This window comes from Rhizobium sp. 42MFCr.1 (assembly GCF_000377185.1).
Lineage (GTDB): Bacteria > Pseudomonadota > Alphaproteobacteria > Rhizobiales > Rhizobiaceae > Rhizobium > Rhizobium altiplani.
In genome coordinates, this window is sequence record NZ_KB897857.1 from 21,479 (window position 1) to 40,785 (window position 19,307).

At 60.9% G+C, this 19,307-nt stretch carries 18 protein-coding genes; 7 read left to right on the plus strand and 11 right to left on the minus strand.

From position 1 onward, the window contains the following. Nucleotides 1–17: 17 nt before the first annotated feature. The 6 genes from C934_RS0126200 to C934_RS0126225 are packed head-to-tail and all read right to left on the minus strand — an operon-like array spanning nucleotide 18 to nucleotide 6,344. A complete protein-coding gene (locus C934_RS0126200; protein WP_018859515.1) occupies nucleotides 18–866 on the minus strand; it encodes an NADPH-dependent oxidoreductase in 849 nt (282 codons plus the stop codon). A gap of 21 nt (nucleotides 867–887) precedes the next feature. Then, a complete protein-coding gene (locus C934_RS0126205; RefSeq protein ID WP_018859516.1) occupies nucleotides 888–2,213 on the minus strand; it encodes an LLM class flavin-dependent oxidoreductase in 1,326 nt (441 codons plus the stop codon). After that, on the minus strand, nucleotides 2,210–3,430 hold the full coding sequence (locus C934_RS0126210) for an acyl-CoA dehydrogenase family protein (RefSeq protein ID WP_018859517.1): 1,221 nt from the start codon (nucleotides 3,428–3,430) through the stop codon (nucleotides 2,210–2,212). Before C934_RS0126210 ends, C934_RS0126205 begins: the two co-directional genes overlap by 4 nt. Nucleotides 3,431–3,443: 13 nt before the next feature. Continuing rightward, entirely contained in the window at nucleotides 3,444–3,785 is a 342-nt protein-coding gene (locus tag C934_RS0126215; RefSeq protein ID WP_018859518.1) for a DUF3088 domain-containing protein, read from the minus strand. A 10-nt stretch (nucleotides 3,786–3,795) separates the two neighbouring features. Continuing rightward, the gene (locus tag C934_RS0126220; protein ID WP_018859519.1) at nucleotides 3,796–5,154 is read right to left on the minus strand and encodes an LLM class flavin-dependent oxidoreductase; all 1,359 of its coding nucleotides are present in this window, start codon (nucleotides 5,152–5,154) and stop codon (nucleotides 3,796–3,798) included. An 11-nt stretch (nucleotides 5,155–5,165) separates the two neighbouring features. Further along, nucleotides 5,166–6,344, minus strand: coding sequence for an acyl-CoA dehydrogenase family protein (locus C934_RS0126225; protein ID WP_018859520.1), 1,179 nt, complete (start codon nucleotides 6,342–6,344; stop codon nucleotides 5,166–5,168). Between the two features lie 351 nt (nucleotides 6,345–6,695). Here C934_RS0126225 and C934_RS0126230 point away from each other — a divergent pair, with 351 nt between their 5' ends. From C934_RS0126230 to C934_RS35295, 5 genes are all read left to right on the plus strand, one after another. Continuing rightward, a complete protein-coding gene (locus C934_RS0126230) occupies nucleotides 6,696–8,294 on the plus strand; it encodes an ABC transporter substrate-binding protein (protein WP_018859521.1) in 1,599 nt (532 codons plus the stop codon). 18 nt (nucleotides 8,295–8,312) lie between these two features. Then, nucleotides 8,313–9,398 carry a rhodanese-like domain-containing protein gene (locus C934_RS0126235; RefSeq protein WP_018859522.1) on the plus strand — a complete coding sequence of 362 codons (1,086 nt, stop codon included), beginning with the start codon at nucleotides 8,313–8,315 and terminating at the stop codon, nucleotides 9,396–9,398. A 92-nt stretch (nucleotides 9,399–9,490) separates the two neighbouring features. Next, a complete protein-coding gene (locus C934_RS0126240; RefSeq protein ID WP_018859523.1) occupies nucleotides 9,491–10,744 on the plus strand; it encodes an acyl-CoA dehydrogenase family protein in 1,254 nt (417 codons plus the stop codon). Next, on the plus strand, nucleotides 10,741–12,048 hold the full coding sequence (locus tag C934_RS0126245) for an NtaA/DmoA family FMN-dependent monooxygenase (RefSeq protein ID WP_026372094.1): 1,308 nt from the start codon (nucleotides 10,741–10,743) through the stop codon (nucleotides 12,046–12,048). The genes C934_RS0126240 and C934_RS0126245 overlap by 4 nt, the downstream gene beginning before the upstream one ends. Nucleotides 12,049–12,238: 190 nt before the next feature. Further along, nucleotides 12,239–12,550 carry a hypothetical protein gene (locus tag C934_RS35295; RefSeq protein WP_018859525.1) on the plus strand — a complete coding sequence of 104 codons (312 nt, stop codon included), beginning with the start codon at nucleotides 12,239–12,241 and terminating at the stop codon, nucleotides 12,548–12,550. A gap of 128 nt (nucleotides 12,551–12,678) precedes the next feature. Here C934_RS35295 and C934_RS35875 read toward each other — a convergent pair whose 3' ends face one another. Continuing rightward, nucleotides 12,679–12,879, minus strand: a complete 201-nt coding sequence (locus C934_RS35875) for a hypothetical protein (protein WP_018859526.1) — start codon at nucleotides 12,877–12,879, stop codon at nucleotides 12,679–12,681. 22 nt (nucleotides 12,880–12,901) lie between these two features. Further along, complete coding sequence (locus C934_RS0126260; protein ID WP_018859527.1) at nucleotides 12,902–13,696, minus strand: DUF2092 domain-containing protein; 795 nt, start codon at nucleotides 13,694–13,696, stop codon at nucleotides 12,902–12,904. 1,118 nt (nucleotides 13,697–14,814) lie between these two features. Here C934_RS0126260 and C934_RS0126275 point away from each other — a divergent pair. Beyond that, nucleotides 14,815–15,390 carry a L,D-transpeptidase gene (locus C934_RS0126275; RefSeq protein WP_018859529.1) on the plus strand — a complete coding sequence of 192 codons (576 nt, stop codon included), beginning with the start codon at nucleotides 14,815–14,817 and terminating at the stop codon, nucleotides 15,388–15,390. A gap of 531 nt (nucleotides 15,391–15,921) precedes the next feature. Here the strand turns inward: C934_RS0126275 and speB are convergent. The 3 genes from speB to C934_RS0126290 all read right to left on the minus strand — a co-directional run bounded on the left by speB (nucleotide 15,922) and on the right by C934_RS0126290 (nucleotide 18,096). Further along, entirely contained in the window at nucleotides 15,922–16,971 is a 1,050-nt protein-coding gene (gene speB, locus C934_RS0126280; RefSeq protein WP_018859530.1) for an agmatinase, read from the minus strand. 90 nt (nucleotides 16,972–17,061) lie between these two features. Beyond that, a complete protein-coding gene (locus C934_RS0126285; RefSeq protein WP_018859531.1) occupies nucleotides 17,062–17,454 on the minus strand; it encodes a YybH family protein in 393 nt (130 codons plus the stop codon). Between the two features lie 15 nt (nucleotides 17,455–17,469). Further along, nucleotides 17,470–18,096 (minus strand): TetR/AcrR family transcriptional regulator, encoded by a 627-nt coding sequence (locus C934_RS0126290; RefSeq protein ID WP_026372095.1) that lies wholly within the window; start codon nucleotides 18,094–18,096, stop codon nucleotides 17,470–17,472. A gap of 113 nt (nucleotides 18,097–18,209) precedes the next feature. On the opposite strand from C934_RS0126290, the gene C934_RS0126295 reads away from it, so the two are divergent. Beyond that, nucleotides 18,210–19,307 carry an extracellular solute-binding protein gene (locus C934_RS0126295; protein ID WP_018859533.1) on the plus strand — a complete coding sequence of 366 codons (1,098 nt, stop codon included), beginning with the start codon at nucleotides 18,210–18,212 and terminating at the stop codon, nucleotides 19,305–19,307.

Consider the following 19,307-nt stretch of genomic DNA (forward strand, 5'->3'; position numbering starts at 1 on the left):
TCCCGGACGCCTTGCCTCTACTTGAGTGGGAAGCCCAGCCTGCGCGCGGCCGCGGCTAGCACGTGCCGGCCCTTCAGCGCCTCGACCGTGCCAATACGATTGCCGACCTGATCCGTCCAGTCGATCGCCGGCATCGCCTGCTCCGCCTGGAAGCTTCTCAATGCCTTGTTGTAGCCGGCAAGATCCCGCGCCCGGGCGCCATCCGCATATTGTTCTCGATGCAGGATCGTCGACTGCGGCAGGCGTGGTTTTACACCGGCAGGTTGCGCCGGATCGGGAAAGCCGACCGTAAGGCCGAAGACCGGGAAGACGCCGTCCGGCAAGGCGAGTTCCCGGGCCACCGTTTCCGGATCGTTGCGGATCGCGCCGATGTAGCAGGTCCCGAGCCCGAGCGATTCAAAAGCAACGACCGCGTTCTGTGCTGCAAGAGCCGCATCGATCACACCAAGCAGAAAGCTCTCGATATAGTCGAGACCTTCTCCCGCCGAGCCGCCGTCCACAGCGATCGCCCGAGGCCGGGCAAGATCGGCGAGCCAGACGAGCAGGAGAGGTGCCTGGGCGATCTGGCGCTGGTTGCCGGCAACGGCGTTCAGGCGGTTACGGCGCTCGGGGTCCTCGACGGCGACAACGCTCCATGCCTGCAGGTTGGAGGAGCTGGCAGCCGATTGTGCGGCGGCAACGGCAAGTTCGACTGCGGTGTGTGGAACCGGATCCGGCAGATAGCTGCGCACGCTACGGTGGGAGAGCAGCGTATCGATCGCTTCGTTCCATTCGCTGCCGAGGTGCTGCACCTGGCGATAGCGTTCGGCTGATAGCGCCGCCAGCCGGTCGGTGCCGGTTGGCTTTGCCGCAAGGGATGGTGTCATGGGAGTGTCCTTTCCGGGTCGCTATTCCGCCGCGCTGGCGTAGGGGTTGTGTGGTCGCGTTAGGCCAAGGTGATCGCGCAATGTGCGGCCAGCGTATTCGTGCCTGAACAGACCGCGGCGACGCAGGATCGGAACCACTTCATCGACGAAGACTTCAAGCCCATGCGGGAGCACATCAGGCATGAGGTTGAAACCATCAGCCGCACCGGCGGTGAACCATGTCTCGATATCATCAGCGATCGCGGCCGGCGTTCCGACAATCGTGCGATGCCCGGTGCCGCCGTTGAGCGCGCGTATCAGGCCTCGAACGGTCAATCCCTGCCGCCGCGCCAGCGCCAACGTGGCGTGGAAGAACGTGTGCCCGCCGTCAGCCGGCAGCGGTATGTCCTCAGGCAATGGCTTGTCGAGTTCGAGCTTCTTCTGATCGACCTGCAGGACGCCGGCCAGCCGGGCAAGGCTGTACTCCAGCGGAATAAGGTCGCGCAGCTCTTCCTGTCTGCGCCTTGCTTCCGCTTCGGTGCTGCCGATGATGGTGGCGAGGCCCGCAAGCACAAGGATGCTGTTTTCCGGGCGGCCGTAACGAGCGGCGCGACGGCGCAAATCCCTGGCGTAATCCAGCGACTCTTCGAAGGATTGCGAGGCGGAGAACACGGCTTCGGCATGTTCGGCGGCGAGCTCGCGCCCGTCGTCTGATCCGCCCGCCTGCACGAGAACCGGGTGCCCCTGTGGCGGGCGCGGGATATTGTGCGGCCCATGCACGGAGAAGTGCTTGCCGTTGTGAGCGATCGGATGCACGCGGCCGGGATCGACGAAACGTCCCGTCGCGACGTCGCCGACGAAGGCCTCTTCCTCCCAGCTGTCCCATAGCGCCTTGACCACGGAGGCAAATTCGCCGGCCCGCTCATAGCGGCTCGCATGGGCCACGGGCTTTTCGAGGCCGAAATTCCGGCTTTGCGCCAGATCCGCGCTGGTGACGATGTTCCAGCCCGCGCGCCCGCCGCTGGCATGGTCGAGCGTCGCGAAGCGCCGGGCGATATTGTAGGGCTCGTTGTAGGTGGTGGAGGCCGTGCCGATCAGCCCGATCCGTTCCGTGCTGGCCGCAATAATCGCAAGCACGATCGTCGGTTCCAGCGAAGTCAGTGGGCGGAAGTCGATGCGGTCCGATATGGCCGCCTGGTCGGCCAGGAAGACGGCATCGAAGGTGCCTCGTTCCGCGATGCCAGCGACCTTGATGTAGTGGTTGATGTCGAAGGAGGCGCGCGGGTCGCTGCCTTCCATGCGCCAGGCTGCCGGGGAGAACCCCGAGTGCAGGATATTGATGTTGAGATGAAGCTGCCGTCGGCTCATTGGAATATCCCCGGCTCGGGATAGTCGCCAGTCAGGAACCAGGAGCCGACATTGCGGGTTTTGTACTCGGCCGGATTGTGAAGCGTGTGGATACGGACGTTGCGCCAGAAACGGTCGAGGCCGTAGGGCCGGACGGCGGAGCGAGCACCCATCACCTCGAATATTTCGCTTGTGACGTCGAGCGCCACCTTGCCGGCCAGGACATTGGCGGAGGCCACGGCGATTGCGGTGGCGCCGCGCTCCTCTGCCGTGAGCGCCGGGCCCTTGGCATAGGCCGTATCGATGGCGACCGCGGCCCTGTCGGCCAGCGCGGTTGCGGCCTGCACCTTGGTCCAGAGTTCACCGTACTGTCGCTTGATCCACGGGTCGTCCGAATGGCGTTCGACTCCGGAGTAGATCCACGGCCGAGACTTCGTGATCGTATAATCCCGCGCTGCGATCAGGGCGCCTTGCGCGCTGCCGATGAAGACGTTGAGGAGAACGCTCTGCTGTTGCTGCGGAATGAGAAGGGCAGCCGGATCCCTGGGGGGTTCCGGCAGGATCTCTTCATCCTTCACCGCCACATCCTTGTAGAGGACGCGACCGCTGCCGGTCTGCCGTTGGCCAATCCCATCCCAATCGTCGGCTATCGTTATGCCGTCGCGATTGGCGGGAATGTAGGCGAAGCTGCGGGCGTTTGTTTCCTCGTCCTCCCATGCGACCATCAAATAGTCGGCGACATGCGAGCCGGAGGCGAATGGCCGATAGCCATTCAACAGGACGCCACCTTCTATCCTTTTGCCGAAGAGGCTTTTGGAGAAGCTGTTCGTTGTATTGCCCCAGAACCACCGACCCTCGGCTGATTGCCGCAGGATCGCGGCCGATCGTTCGTCGCTGACCCCCGTCAGGGCATTCTGGATCGGGCTGAAGTGATAGCCGAACAGGTGGCCAAGCGAGCCGTCGACCTTGGCGAATTCGCGCACGATGCGCAGAGCCGTCGAATAGGGTTGTGCCTCGCCACCGAATTCCGTGGGAATGAGGAGATTGACGAGGCCGCTCTCCTTGAGAAGCCGGACCTGCTCCGTCGGCCTCCCGCCCTGTTGATCCCGCTCGACGGCATCGACAGCGAAGATGTTCCTGAGTTCGACCGCCTTGGCGAGATAGGGATCGGTCTGGTCCGGCTCGAAGAGGAGGGGAGGTAGCAGGGCTGGTTCGAAGCCTGAGGGCTTTACGGTCATCGTCTTATCTCCGTCAGTCGTGAAGTCGCGGAAAGCCATGCCGCTCGGCAAGCAGCTCGAGAATGCGGCTGGTCTTGGAGACGAAGCGCTTGCCTTTCCAGTCCGCAGCATCGGGTGGCGGGTTGGATGCGAGGACCAGCACCGGCAAGGACTGGTTTTCCTCGCCCACCGCCTCGATCACCTGCGTGCGCGGGCGAGGGAAGGGAACTCTCCGCACCTCGATGCGGGCGGCAAGTTCGGGGAAGCTCGAAAGCAAGCCCTCGATCGCGTTGCAATGGGGGCAGACGAAGGTCTGGCCGGGGTGCTTCGGATCCGAGAAGCCGGGAGCGATGAGAAAAAGCGTATCGCGGCTCATGTGTTTCCCCTTACTCGGCCGCGACTGCGCCGCGATTGACAGCATGGCTGTTTTCGGGGCGCTTGAGGCCGAGGTTTTCGCGCAACGTCGTGCCCTCATATTCATGGCGGAAAAGACCGCGGCGGCGCAGTTCCGGCACCACAAGCTCGATGAAATCCGCAAGGCCACCCGGCATGATCGGCGCCATGATATTGAAGCCGTCGGCGCCATAGTTTTCGAAGCGCTCTTCCAGCGTATCGGCAATCTCGGTCGGCGTTCCCACGACCTGCCAATGGCCGCGTGCGCCGGCGATGCGAAGGTAGAGTTGCCGGATCGTCAGGTTCTCACGCCGGGCGAGGTCCAGAACCAGCGCCTGACGGCTCTTGCCGGCATTCGTCGCAGGCGGATTTTCGGGCACCGGTCCATCGAGCGGATAATCCCTGAGGTCGACGCCGGATAGCTGGGAAATCAGGTTCAACCCGACCTCCGGCTGAATGAGTTCCTGAAGGGATTCGAACTTTTCCTGGGCCTCCGCATGCGTGCGGCCGACGACCGGGAAAATGCCGGGTAGAATCTTCAGATCGTCGTGCGAGCGGCCGTATTTGGCAAGCCTTCCCTTGACGTCGGCGTAGAAGCTCGTCGCTTCCTCCAGCGTGATCTGGGCGGCAAAGATGGCTTCCGCCGTGCGGGCGGCAAGCTCCTTGCCGGGTTCGGAGGCGCCGGCCTGGACGACAACCGGTCGCCCCTGTGGCGAGCGCGGAATGTTGAGCGGGCCGCGGACCTTGAAATGCTTTCCATTGTGATCAAGGCGATGCAGCTTGGCCGGGTCGAAATAGCGGCCGCTTTCGCGATCCCGCAAGAAAGCATCGTCTTCCCAGCTGTCCCAGAGGCCGAGCACCACATCAGCAAATTCCTCGGCTCGTTCATAGCGGTCGGAATGGAGGATCTGAGCCTCGTGGCCGAAATTGAAGGCGGCGTCAGGGTCGGAGGAAGTCACGAGGTTCCAGCCGGCCCGGCCGCCGCTCAGCCGGTCGAGCGAGCCGAATTGCCGCGCGAGATTGTAGGGATCGGAGTAGCTGGTGGATGCGGTGGCGATCAGCCCGATATTGCGGGTAACGGAGGACAGCGCGGAGAGCAGGGTGATCGGCTCAAAGGGATAGACACCGCTGTGAGCCTTTCGGCTCGCAGCCTCGACATCCTTGATGCGCGCGGCGACACCGTCTGCGAAGAAAATCGTGTCGAACTTTGCCGCTTCGGCGAGCTTAGCCAGTTCCACATAGTTCTCGAATTCGGTGCCGACGGAGGCTTTCGGATGACGCCATGCGGCCACGTGATGCCCGGTGAAGAGCAGAAATGCGCCGAGTTTGATCTTGTCCTTGCGTCTCGCCATTGCGGTCCCTTTCAGCGATAGATGGCCGGCACGGGAAATTCACCAGTCAGCAGCCATGTGCCGACGGTGCGCTTCTTGTACTCGGCGGGATTGTGGAGCGTGTGCGTTCTGACGTTGCGCCAGAAGCGGTCGAAGCCGTTGGCATTGGTCGCGGAGCGGGCGCCCATCACCTCGAAGATCTCGCTGGAGACGGCAAGTCCGACTTCACCGGCATAGACGTTGGCCGTCGCGACATCGATCGCCGCCGCGCCACGGCCCGCGGCGGTCAGCGAAGGCCCTTCGGCGTAGGCAGCATCGAGGCTGCGCGCCGCCTTGTCGGCCAGCTCCGTTGCCGCCAGCGTTCGAATGTAGAGGTCGCCATATTGGCGCTTGACCCAGGGGTCGTCGGTGTGCCGCTCGACGCCGGAATAGACCCATGGCCGCGAACTCGTTGCCGTATAGCCGCGGCCTTCCTCCAGTATACCCTGCGCGCTGCCGACGAAGACATTGAGGAGCACGCTCTGCTGGAGGAGCGATGTGAGGGAGGAGTAGGGCGTCAGCGGAACGTCGGGCGAGCTGATCAGTTCGTCGTCGTGAACCTCAAGATTCACGAAGCGGACCGTGCCGCTGCCGGTCTGCCTCTGGCCGATGCCGTCCCAGTCATTCACGATGACAATGCCTTCCCGGTCGGCGGGAACGGCCGCGGTCAGCCGGGCGCCGTCGGCATTTTCCCAGGAGATCTGGATGTAATCGGCGATATGCGTGCCCGAGGAGAATGGGCGACTGCCGTTGATGATCCAGCCCGTTGCCGTCCGTTCGCCGCTCGACGTCTTCGACAAGGCGTTCCCGGAATTGCTCCAGATCCAGCCGCCGGCCGCCGAGCCGGTCAGCCATTTCTCTTTCTGCGCCGCCGAGCCGCGAAACAGGATGAGGTTGAGCGGCAGATGATGGTAGCCGAACAGGTGCGCGAGCGAACCGTCGGTCTTGGCAAACTCCCGGACGATACGCAGGATCGTCAGCCATGAGGCGCCCTGGCCGCCATATTCCCTGGCGATCTGCGCGGAGGGCAGGCCGCTAGCCTTCAGAAGCCTGATCTGCTCGACGGGGCTGCCGCCCTGTTTGTCTCTCTCGACGGCATCACGGTGGAACGACTGGCGCAGCTCGGCCGCTTTTGCCAGCAGCGTGTCGTCAGCATTTGTTTCGAACGGCATTTTGCCTCCGGGAATGACGGTGAAAGGGGCGTTCACCCCTCTATTTCCCGTCAACGGTTGGCTGGCCGGCGGTTCAAGTCCAGAAATATCTGTTTGATTTCACGGAAAGAAATTCTTTCGCCGGCGCGCTCAATTCCTGCGTTTCGTCGGGGTGCTCATCGACGAAAACATCATCCCGTCAAATCGCGGAAATTGAGTAGCTGTTCCTCTGTGGTGCGCCGACTTCGAACAATCGTTCAGACGCAATTATTCTTTCCCGGACGAAAAGAAACTTTCACTTCGGCTTTCGAGGCACAGAACTGAAGCTTCCCCTCAGCGGACCACAATCCAAACCCGAGAGGAGCTCTTCGCGTGTCCATCAACCGTCGCAGTTTCAACCAGCTGATGTTGCTTGCAAGCGCCAGCACCCTGCTCCCGTCGATCTCCTTTGGACAAGGCGCTGCACCGGCGACGGGCGGCACCTTGAACTGGCTCTACCGGGTGGATCCGGGCAATGCTCTCTTTGCCATCAACACGTCGTCGGGCACCGGCCAGGCGATCGGCCCGAAGATCGTTGAGGGCCTGCTCACCTTCGACCTCGATGTCAGGCCGCAGCCGCTCCTGGCAACGGAATGGGCGGTCTCCGATGACAATCTTCGCTACACATTCAAGCTTCGCAAGGGCGTGAAGTGGCACGACGGCAAGGACTTCACCTCCGATGACGTCGCCTTCTCGATCTTCCGACTGAAGGAAGCGCATCCGCGCGGTCGCATCACCTATCAGAACGTGGTGGCGGTCGAGACGCCGGATCCGCTCACCGCGATTATCGTGTTGTCAAAGCCTGCCCCGTTCTTGCTTGCTGCGCAGTCGAGCTCGGAATCGCCGATCGTGCCGAAGCATATCTTCGAGAAACTGGCGCCGGGCGACGGGCAGACGCTGCAGACCGCGATCGGCACAGGCCCCTTCAAGCTGACGGAATGGGTGGCCGGCAGCCATCTGATCTTCGAACGCAATCCCGACTATTGGGATGCGGGCAAGCCCTATCTCGACCGCATCATCCTGCGCATCGTCACCGATCCGGCCGCCAGGTCCGCGGCCCTGGAGACAGGTGAAGCCGACATCGGCGACAATCCGGTGCCGCTTGCCGATCTCGACCGGCTGAAGCAGGTCCCCAATCTCATCGTCGACACGACCACCTACGCCTATTCCGGCCCGCAGCAGCAGCTGTTCTTCAACTACGACAATCCGCTGTTTGCCAAGCGCGAGGTCCGGCTTGCCATCGCACAGGCCATCAACCTGCAGGAAATCGTCGACGTCGCGCTCTATGGTTATGCGCAGGTGTCGCCCAGCCCAGTGAGCACGGCCTTGCCGCAGTGGTACGACAAGAGCGTCGTGGCCCATCCCTACGATACGGCCGCAGCCGAAAAGCTGCTGGATGAGGCGGGCTATCCCCGCAAGGCGGATGGCAAGCGCTTCGATCTCCGGCTGACCTACAACTCGTACCTGCCGCAAGGCTATGCCGATGTGCTGAAAAGCCAGCTGGAAAAGATCGGTGTCGGCATCGAGATCAAGAAATACGACCTGCCGACCTTCCTGAAGACAGTCTACACCGACCGCGCCTTCGACCTCGTCGTGGAGTCGCTTTCCAACACTTTCGATCCGTCGCTCGGCATCCAGCGCGCCTACTGGAGCAAGAACTTCAAGATCGGGCTGCCGTTCTCGAATGCCAGCCACTACGCGAATGCAGAGGCGGATGCGCTGCTCGAGGCGGCCGCGATCGAGCCCGACGAGAAGAAGCGCTGGGAGGTCTGGAGCAAGTTCCAGCACCTCATCCACGACGAAGTCGCCTCTGTCGACCTCGTCGCCGCCGGCGCCCAGATCGTCGCCAACAAGCGGGTCAAGAACTACGTCACCGGATCGCAGGGCCTCAACTGGAGCTTCGGCGATCTGTGGCTGGATCCGAACGCTTGATATCGAGGAGCAGGAAACATGTCTAAATATCTGATAGACAAGGCCACATTGATCGATTGGCTGGGCGATGAGCTGGAATTGGCGGTGCTTGATATCCGCCCGGCCGAAGACGTCGGCTATGCGTCGCCGCTGTTTGCGACGAACCTGCCGGCCGAGCGCCTGGACGTCGAACTCGACCGCTTCGTGCCGCGCCGTAGTGTTCGCACGGTTCTGGCCGATGGCGGCGACGGCAATGCCGAAGCGGCGGTCAGCCGTTTGCGGCAAGCGGGCTGGACGGATATCCACTTCTTGGAAGGGGGCATTCCCGCCTGGGTGGAAGGCGGCGAAGAGCTTCCGACATTCGATATTCCCGGTGTTCCCTTTGTCACCAGGGTGCGTGAGGAGAAGAAGACGCCGGTGACGTCCGCTGTGGAACTGAAAGCGCTGCGCGATCAGGGTCAGGACGTCATCGTCCTCGATACGCGCACGCTCGCCGAATACGAGAAGGCTCATGTGCCGGGCGCCGTCGGCGTTCCAGGAGCCGAACTGTTGCTGCGCTTCCAGGACCTCGTCCCCTCGGCGAAAACAAAGGTCGTCGTTTCCTGCGCCGGCTTGCCACGCGCCATTCTCGGAGCCCAGACGCTGATCGATGCCGGCGTTGCCAATGCCGTCTCCTATCTCGACGACGGCACGCGTGGCTGGACGGATGCCGGTTTCGAACTGGAGACCGGGCGCACCGCCTCTTACGGTGAGCCAAGCGAAGAGGCGCGCCAATTTGCGCTTGAGCGCGGTGATAGCCTTTCTGCAAAGGACGGCCTGACGTTCATCGATCGACAGACTGCCGAGCGATGGAACGCCGATCCTGCGCGTACGACCTACCTGCTCGATGTTCGCACGCCGGAGGAATTCGCGCGCGCGAGCCTTCCCGGATCGATCTCGTCCGAGGGCGGACAGCTTCTCGGCGTGGCCTATAGGACAATCGCCGTTCGCGGCGCCCGCGTCGTGTTGATCGACGATCTGCTGGGATCGCGTGCCCGCATCGTTGCCCACTGGCTGGCCCGCCGCGGCTTCGAAATCGCGATCCTGCTTCACGATTTCGAGGCGGAGAAGCGGGCAGCCGCTTGAGGCGAGGCTCGCCTCGGCCGGAACGGGAACCGAGCCTCGGATACCGCCGTCGTCAGCCGCCGGCAGTGCGGCTTTGAATAGGAAACAACGTCATGACTGATATCAATGGGGCCTGGGGCGCGCCGCCCAGCGAACGCTTCGAGCGGCTCGCAGAAACCTTCAGGTCGGTTTTCGCCCGGATTGGCGAGCGTGCGGTCGATCGTGACCTCGCGCACGAATTGCCATTCGATGCCTATGAGTGGCTCAAAACCTCCGGCTTTTCGCGATTACGGCTACCAGTCGCGAACGGTGGCCTAGGCGCGACCTTGCCGGAACTCTTCGGCCTCATCATCGAGCTCGCGGCAGCCGATCCGAACCTCACCAATGCCTATCGGAGCCACTTCGGCTTTACCGAGGATCTGCTGAATGCACCCGAAAGCGCCTGGCGCGATGCTTGGCTGAAGAGGCTTGGGCAGGGCGAGACGATCGGAAGCGGATTCTCCGAAGTCGGCGACACGCCGCTCGGCAGCTATTCGACGCGACTGGTCCGCAATGGCGCCAACTGGCGGCTCGACGGCGAGAAATTCTACACCACCGGCTCGCTTTACGCGGACTGGATCACGCTCGGTGCGATCGACGGGGAAGGGCAGCCGATCGGCGCGCTGGTGCCGACATCGGCGCCGGGCGTCGAAATCATCGACGACTGGGATGGCTTCGGCCAGTCGCTGACAGCGAGCGGCACTGCCCGTTTCCGCGACGTCGAGGTCGCCGACGATCTGATCAAGCCAAGCGCGGTGCGATTCAGCTATTCCGGCGGGTTCTTCCAACTGGTCCACCTCGCCTCGCTCGCCGGCATCGGTCGCGCTGCGGCAAACGATCTGGCGCGGCATGTCGCCGCGAGAAAAAGGGTCTATAACCGTGGCAATGCGTCCCGATCGGCACAGGACCCCCAGGTCCAGCAGGTCGTGGGGAAGGTGAGGGGCGCTGCCTACTGTGCCGGTGCGATCGTACTGCAGGCGGCAAGGGCCCTGCAGCGGGCCTATGAGGCCAACCAGGGCGGCGATCAGGAGCAGATCGCGCTGGCCGGTCGCAATGCCGAACTCGAGGTCAGCCAGTCCGTGACCGTCGTCACCTCGCTGATCCTTGACGCCAGCACGGTGCTGTTCGACGCGTTGGGAGCATCCGCCGCCAGGCGCGGCCACGGTCTCGACCGCCACTGGCGCAACGCCCGCACGATCGCGTCCCACAATCCACGTATCTACCATGATCGCATTGTCGGTGATTTCGCCGTCAACGGTACGATCCCGGGCCCGCAGGCGGGCGTGGGCGTTGCAAGAGAAGAAGAGGCAGAACGGACTGACGCATGAGCATTGAAAAACGTCGCATGAACCTAAACGTGGGGCTGAATTCCACCGGCTATCTCGCTAATGCGTGGAAATATCGTAGCGGTGGTCGGCATGATATCAACGATCCCGCCTATTACCGGCGCTTGGCGGAAATCGCCCGCAAGGGGCTGTTCGACGCCGTGTTCTTTTCCGACCATCCCGCGTTGATGACGGAACCGCTCGGGCGCCCCTTCCACACGATCGATCCGTTGATCCTGTGTACGGCGCTAGCCGCTCAGGTACCTGATATCGGCTTTGTCGTCACGGTCTCCTCCACCTACAATTCGCCCTATAACTTCGCGCGGCGCGTCCAGTCGCTCGATATCGTTTCGGGCGGGCGCCTGATCGTCAATATCGTCTCGTCGTTCAATCCCAACGTCGCCGCCAATTTCGGCAGCGCGGCGCTTCCGCCACGCAACGAGCGCTATGCGCGTGCGACCGAATTTCTCGATGTGGCGAAGAAGCTGTGGTCGAGCTGGGACCCACGCCGCGAGAGTGAGGTTGCCTCCGATCGCTTCTGGGATAGCGCCAGCGCAATCGCGATCAATCACGAGGACGAATTCTTTCAGGTGCGCGGGCCGCTCAATGTGCCGCGCGGACCGCAGGGACATCCCGTGATTGCCCAGGCCGGCGCATCGGACGGCGGCATCGAGCTTGCGGCGCGGCACGGCGAGATCATCTACTGCAACATCCTTTCCAAACCCGCAGGGAAAGCCTTCGGCGACAAGGTGCGCGGCAGAGCTGCTGTGCTCGGCAGGGATCCATCCGGGATTCGTATCGTTCCGGGCCTTGTTGTCATCCTGGGGCCGAATCGGGAAGAGGCTCTTCGCAAGCATGAGCTTTACAGCGGCACCGGATCGGAAGATGGCCTGCTTGAACGCTTTGTGCGCGAGCATGGCTTGGACCGTGACCGTTTCGATCCGGATGCCGTGTTGGACTACGAACGCTTCGTCCCCGACCCGAACAGGCAGCAAGCGGTGGGAATGGGGCTTGGTCTATCCGACCTGCTGCGCCACGAGAAATTGACTGCGCGGCAGGCCATACGTCGTTCAGAGGGGCATCATCGGCTTTTGCTCGGCACTCCGGAGGAGGTAGCAAACGAAATGATAGACTTTTGGGAAGACGGCACGGTCGATGGCTACACTCTGCAACCGCCTCGGGCGCCGGACGACATCATTGAGTTCGTAGACAAGATCATCCCGATCCTTCAGGATCGAAACGTGTATCCCCGCCAATACGAGGGGCAGACGATACGCGACCGCTACGGTCTGCCCAATCCGCAGTGAAACGAAAGAGAGCGAAACTTGCTTCCGGGCGCATAAGTGAGGTTTTCCTCTGCCGGTAAACATTGCAAGTCTCCGTGCCATCAGGCCCCCGCAACCAAACTTTGCAATTCGGCCACCAGAAGACGTCCGCCTTGACATCGTTGTTCGTCTGGGCGTCAGTCGTGCTTTCTATCGTTGGAGGATCTGGTCCTTGCTCTCCGACCAGGGGGGCGAGATGCACCGGGAGCGGTTCTCGCTGCACGCTATGGAGGCTGCGCTCGACCGGGCGGCGGCGGTCCTCAGGAGGCGTAAGGCGATCTTCCATGCACTGGCGAAGACCCTGTTCGATGACCAGGCGATGGATGAGGCGGCGGTGCTGCAAATCCTGACAAACGACAATCTGTCGCCTAAGAAGGCTCGCGATTTGCCGTGTAGACCAGCCGCCGAGAAATACGGCGAGAACGAGAGCGAGCACCATCGTCAACCGCGGCACAGCCTGTGGCGCGGAGGCCCGGACAGGTAACCAAAGCTTCAGCAAATGCCTGGATGCAAGGTTTTCCGCATGGCTGATAGCGCGTCGTCCTCAGGAAGGAAGTTTGCTTCCCCGAAGAGGAGGAGATGGATGCTGTTCGCCTTCGGCTGCCACCTTAGCTAACAATAATAGACCCCAGCTGCGCATCGGCGCGCGCTCCTGCGAGCAACGCCGGCGACGCTGACAGGTGTCAGCGGACGCCCGACTCTGGCCTCGGCGTTTGACACGAAGTTGAATTCGACCGGGAGGCCGCCGCCAATTTCGATGCATGAAGCGCCTGCGAGCAAAGCCAGCAATATGATAGCGATCCGGTTGAGCATGTCGTCCCTCCTTCGAGTTTGATCATTTTACGGAGAATATTTCGGGCAGTTCGTCGGTGTCGGGAAGGTCGCTCAGCTTCCGCTCCTTGGCCCCATCGGGAGCTTTAAAGCTGAAGTTGCCTGCCGCCGCGTCCGACCCTGCCTTCCAGGACCTTATGTCAATCGTGTATTGTGGAAAGCCCGCCACTTTCGTGCTGGTGACGACATAACGGCAAGGATACGGGCTCTGACCCTGGGCAATCCAGATTTGCCAATCCACCCCATCATCGGTGCGAAAAGCGAGGTGGTCGCATTCCTCACCCCGAATGACGCCGCTCCCGAGATCCTTCACATCGACGACATGGGGCATGAGCTCGTCGTAGGGTTGAGACATCAAGATGTCCCCGGCCGGCAACGGCCTGTGGAATTTGTCCCGCAATGCGTCGATGAGGTGATCAATCGTTCCCGGCACTTCGGTCTGAGCAAAGAGGTTGGCGTCTTTGCCGAGCACCGACAGCGTTTTTCCGTCAAATACCATTTCGACATTGGCGAAGCCGCCCTGACGCGTAATGCGTATCTTGTCGGGCCTGTTGAGCGTCACGGTGCCGGAGCTCGCAAGTGCCAGCTTTTGGTGCTTCTTGGTAACGACTTCCAGGCTCGTGTCATATTCGAACGACATTGCCTCTTGCGCCGCCATATAGTCCGACATGGCCTTCAGCAGGTCCTTCGCCTGCTTTTCATCGGCGTGGCCGGGCATCGCGCCGGCCAGCGCCGCGAGGGCCAAGGCAGCGGTAAGCAGCCTGGCATTTTGAAACGGGGATCCCGATCGATATCGCATGGGTGTTTCCTCAGCTGGAGTAGACCGTGAGCGGTTCAAACAACTGCGCGGGATGGATTCCCTAAAGCGCTCACTTGGGGCCGTTCTCGCTTGGACGTCCCGGTTGCGCCTCTCGGCTGAAGCACCTACGCCTTCGAACACGATTATAAGAATTGCGATTTTCGCGAGCGGCACAGCCAAGGCCGAAGGGGTGGAGCGCAGCGTAACAAGGTACTTGTCCTACTATACAGCACCCTAGCGGCGCGTGAAAGCCCGCCACGGGAAGGCGGGGTCGCCTCGCCTGCCAAAGGTGGGAACGCAATGGAACAACTGTAGGCGAACAACGCCGTCGAGTGCGAGATCGGAGAACCTCTCAACCTCGCCTCTCACGCCACTGTCTGAAAATCGCCCTTTCAGCCAGCGGGAATGCCACCAACCCGTCCCCAATGCAGTTGGGCAGACTATATTCGACCGCTTTTACTTCGCAGTTGCAGTTAATTTGAGAATCCGGCCGCTCAATTTCTCAGTTTTAAATGCTAAACCAAGCCGAAACAGCCACATTCTCACTTTTAACTGGCAAGCGACAGTTGGAAACCAGTGGAGGCCGGACACGATGCCGTTGAGCTGTGTCGCCGGCTTGACATGTCCAGACTGGCGGATCATTGCCGGCACCCGGAAAGCGCCTTCCCAGTTCGGGGTTTTCTCGTTGCGGTGAGTTCGCGTCAGGCTAGGAATTCTCGTGTGGGCCGTTGTCAATCGTGCAGATGACGATCGCGTTGTCCGCGATGTCGAGCGACTTTAGCACCTCGCCCACCACGGCATCGTGCTCGATCATGCCATCGGCATATTCCGTCCGCGCAGTGAGTCTAAGCTTATCACGATGCTCTTCGCGGACCTGTGTCCGGGAATGCATGCGCGTGGTGTTGAACTAGGTGAAGAAGGCTTCCCTTCGCATGCTGACGCTTCATGAAGTCTATGCGGCAGAGCCCACAAATTTGCGCCAGCTTCATGCGTTCGGACGCATTCCAACCATCGATCGGATCGGAACGACTTGGCAACTATAGGGAGAGCAATGACTTGGCATGAACATGCGGTACTGCTAATAAAATACCAGGGCACACCACAATCAGCAGGTAACAATGGATAAAGACCATACTACGCGCCGGAGCCTACTCTTGGGCTGTCTGGCGATGATGGCGACCTCGTGCAGCACGTCGATATCTTCAGTCGGGAATCCCTATGCCTCAAGAACTTCCCCTATTCAACGACGGGAGGTTGCGTATTCGGGCGGTGAGGCGCCCGGGAGCATCGTTGTCAACACTTACGAGCGATTCCTTTACTACGTCGAGCCGGAAGGCCGCGCGATACGTTATGGCGTCGCCGTTGGGGAGGAAGGGCTTACCCTGAAGGGAAACGCGGTCGTTGGCCGCAAGGCCGAGTGGCCATCGTGGACGCCGACGGCCAGCATGATCGAACGCAAGCCCCGGTTGGCTGAGTACGCTGGAGGCGTTCCAGGAGGGGAGAACAATCCGCTCGGTGCAGCTGCGCTTTATCTCTACCGCGGTGGACAGGATACGTACTTCCGGATCCACGGCACAAACGAACCCTGGCTGATCGGACAGGCGGTGTCGAATGGTTGCATTCGCATGACCAATGAAGACATTCTTCATCTCTACGGCAGGGCACCCGTGGGAACCCACGTACTGGTCATATGATGCTTGTATCCCTCAGTGAGGGCATCGCCCTCACAACTGTACAAGCGACGGTAGGGAGCGTGCCTTAACCATGTGGCACTCCCTATCGGGGGCGAGCCTTCCCGCCGTGGTCATCGAGATTTCCGAGGGCGTGCGGGCACTTGCGAGTGTTCAAACCATCGATCCGCCCATGCCGCTGAACTGTGGTGTCAGGTTAACTGGTGATGAAGCTTTTGGCTAATACTCGGCCGTCATGATTGAGCCCTCCGCCAGTTACAAGCGTCATCGTGATCCGCCGTCCGTCAGCACCACAAGACGTCTTTCGGTAACCGCGCCATGCTCGTCTGGAGCAGTTTCTCGATGCTTTTCTGATCGTGGGGCGTCGATGTTGCATTGAGGAAATAGGGCTTAGTGCACCTGGCAGGCGCGCCGTCGAGTCTCTTCATGCGATGGCCGCAAGGCAAAACGACATAACAGTGGCATTGCGGGTGACGGCGTGATGGCCGTCACCCGTGAGTAAGGAAGTCAAGCAGCAGCCCGAGGCGACGGCGTTCACCGTACGCTCGCGACAGCCGGGCTGAAAACCAAAAGGCTCAGGATCTCGAACAATACCTGTGCACCAGCCTGTGCGGTGTTCGTGGTATTGTCATACTGCGGAGCCACCTCCACGACATCGCCACCGACGAAATTGAGACCTTTGAGGCCGCGCAGCAGTTCCAGCGCCTCACGGCTCGTCAGGCCACCAATTTCTGGCGTCCCGGTGCCCGGCGCGAACGCAGGATCGAGACTGTCGATATCGAAGGACAGATAGGTCGGGCCATCTCCGACGATCTTTCGGGCCTTCTGGATGATGGCGGGGATACCCATGCCACCGACCTCTTCGGCGTGGATGACCGTCATTCCGGACTCGTAGGAAAACTCCCAGAGATATTCGGAAGGCCCCCTAATGCCGATCTGGATCGTGCGGGTCGGATCGAGGACGCCGTCCAGAACGGCGTTGCGCATCGGGCCGCCATGATGGAATTTCGTCTGGTCGAACGGGCCCCCCGTGTCGCAGTGGGCATCGATATGGATGAGGCCGACGGGCTCTCTGGCGCCGACTGCCTTGAGGATCGGGTGTGTGATTGAATGGTCGCCGCCGACGGAGAGCGGAATGACGCCGGCTTCGACGATCTTGCGGATCGCTGCCTCAATATTCTCGTGGCATTGCTCCAACCGATAGCGGCTCCCGAACGGGATATCACCGATATCGGCAGCGCGTAGATCATAGGCCGGTGCGCAATCGAGCACGTGATTGTAGGGACCGATGCGTTCGATGCCGCGCACAGCCCTCGGTCCAAATCGCGAACCCGGCCGATTGCTGACGCCGAGATCCATCGGAATGCCGACTGCCGCGACCTGCAGGTCGCCGAAGTCAGGGGCCGCGAAATTGACCTCCCTGTAGGGCAAGCCTGCGAAGGTCGAAATGCCCGAATAAGGTGCAGCGCGTGTGCCGCCCCTAAAGATCTTCTCGGCCACACGGCGGAAACGCGGATCGAAGAACTCGGCGCTATCGGCGAACTTCTTGCGTAGATCCTCAAGGTGCTTCTTCAACTCAACCATCGTTCTGTTTTTCCTATGAAATTTCCCGGCAATACGACCAAGGGGCGCAGACCTGGGCAAAAAGCGTTGTGGGCGGTTCCGATCGTCGCCTCAGGGCTGCGGCGAAAGGTGCTCGTGGATCGCCAGCCATTCTCCGCTCGCCTGCTTCTCGAAGACGATCGTCTCGCGCTCGGTGCTTGTCGACGGCTCACCGTTGAAAGCAAGATCCGTCTCGACGGAATGAGTGAATATGGCGACGGAGCCGGCAATCTGGACATCCTGGTCACTGGAACGGCAGGCCCGCACACGAAATCCGTCGCGCGTTTCCCACAATGCCCATTCGGCCTCATATTCCGCACGCGTATGAAGGCGGCGGTCGAGATTGTGAAATATGAAGGTGGCGGCGGGCGCAAATGCCGCGAAGTAGCTATCACGATCATGCCTGCCAAAGGCTTCGACGAGGCGATCCGCTGCGGCAAGCACAGCTTGTTGCTGGTGTTCCATCCCTGATGTTCCCTGCTATTGAATTTTGGGGCTGCTGATTAAGACGGCAAGCGGCCGGTTCTGCCGTGCTACGCGTTCCTTGAGCCTATCCAGCGTCATCGCTTCGTCTTTGACGAACTCAAGGAACATCATGTTGAGGTTATTGAAGACCATTTGGCCCACCGCAATCGCATCGATCCCAGGCATGACAGCGCCGCGTAGCTGCAATTTCTGGACCAGCGTCGAAACCTGATCGCACAGGCGCCCGTCGAGTTCGGTATATCGACGGCTGAATGGGCTCTCGGGTTGCTGGATGGAGATCGCCATGGCCGTACGCCACATCTCCTTGCTGAGATAGACCAGCGAATGGTCAAAATACTGGTCGATCAGTACTTGCAGGGCTTCGAGCGTAGTGGTCGGCGGATTTTCAACGATGTCCTTGCCGGACGCCAACACTTCCTCGACTTCCATCGAAACGGTGGCGACGAGAATGTCGCCCTTGTTTTCGTAGTAGTTGTAGAACGTGCCAACCGACACTTCCGCGCGCTCGGCAATGTCTTCGATGCGGGCGCTGTCATATCCGACCTCCCGGAAAAGGCTCGTCGCCGCCTCCAGTATGCGGCGATTGCGATCGGCTTTCTGCTTGGCGCGCAGTCCCGTCATATGCGACTCTCTCAAATAATGAATGTCCTCAAAAATCATATTGACTAAAAAAATGAACTCATTCAATCTTTTTCATGAAGGCGCCGAAATGAGCGTCACCGACAGAGGGCCACATGATGATTGATATTACTGAAGGCGCTTTTGCGCGCAGACTCCTCGCCTCCGCTGCCATCCTCGCATTGGGTGCCGCAACAATAACGATCACCCCGGCGCCGGTACTGGCGCAGGAGGAATTGAATGCGCTTGTCTGGTGCGATCACACCGATCCCGCACTGATCGAGCCCTTCGAGCAGGCGAACAACGTAAAGGTCAATTTGAAGGAATATGAGGGTACCGGTGCGGGTCTCTCCATCATCGACCAGTCGCGCCCGGGAGACTGGGATGTGCTCGTTATCGATGGCGTCGACGTGCAACGCGCGGTCGACAAGGGCATTCTTGCTGAGATGCCGGCCGACGCGCTTCCTAATGCAGATATCTTCCCTGAAGTTCGCATGGAACCCAACAACACCCGCGACGGCAAGACCTATGCGGTCACCGAAAAGTTCGGCTACAACACGGTTTCCTATGACAAGACAAAAGTCGATCCGGCCGACATGAAGGATATGTCGAAGCTCTGGTCCGACAAGTACAAGGGCCGCATCGCGGTCTATGACTACTACCTGCCGATGATCGGCCTGACCGGTATCGATTTGGGCAAGGCAACGGCGAGCCTGACGGAGGCCGACCTGCCGGCAATCAAGGACAAGCTGTTTGCTCTCAAGGCCAACGCCAAGCAGGTGAGCGACGTCGTCTCGTCGCAAACGGCACTTGCGACGGGCGAGGTTGATATCGTCTTTGGCGGAGGCGAGTGGCTGACGGCCGGTCTGGTGAAAGACAAACCCAACCTCGAGTGGGTCATCCCTGAGCAGGGCGCAGTGCGCTGGGCACAGTCGATCGGCGTTATGAAGGACTCCACGAAAAAGGACCTCGCCCTCAAATTCGTGCAGTACATTGTAAGCCCGGAAGGGCAGGCGCGACTTGCGACGTCCTCTTGCTATTGGGCGATGCCCGCAAATGCCAAGGCCGGCGAGAAGCTGAGTGCCGAACAGAAAACCGCTTTACGCTGGGACGAGCAGGCCGACTATCTCAAGCGCACGCAGCTTTACCCGATCCCAAGCGCGGAACTGGACGCAAAGATGCAGGACGCCTGGACCGAAATGCTGCAAAACTGA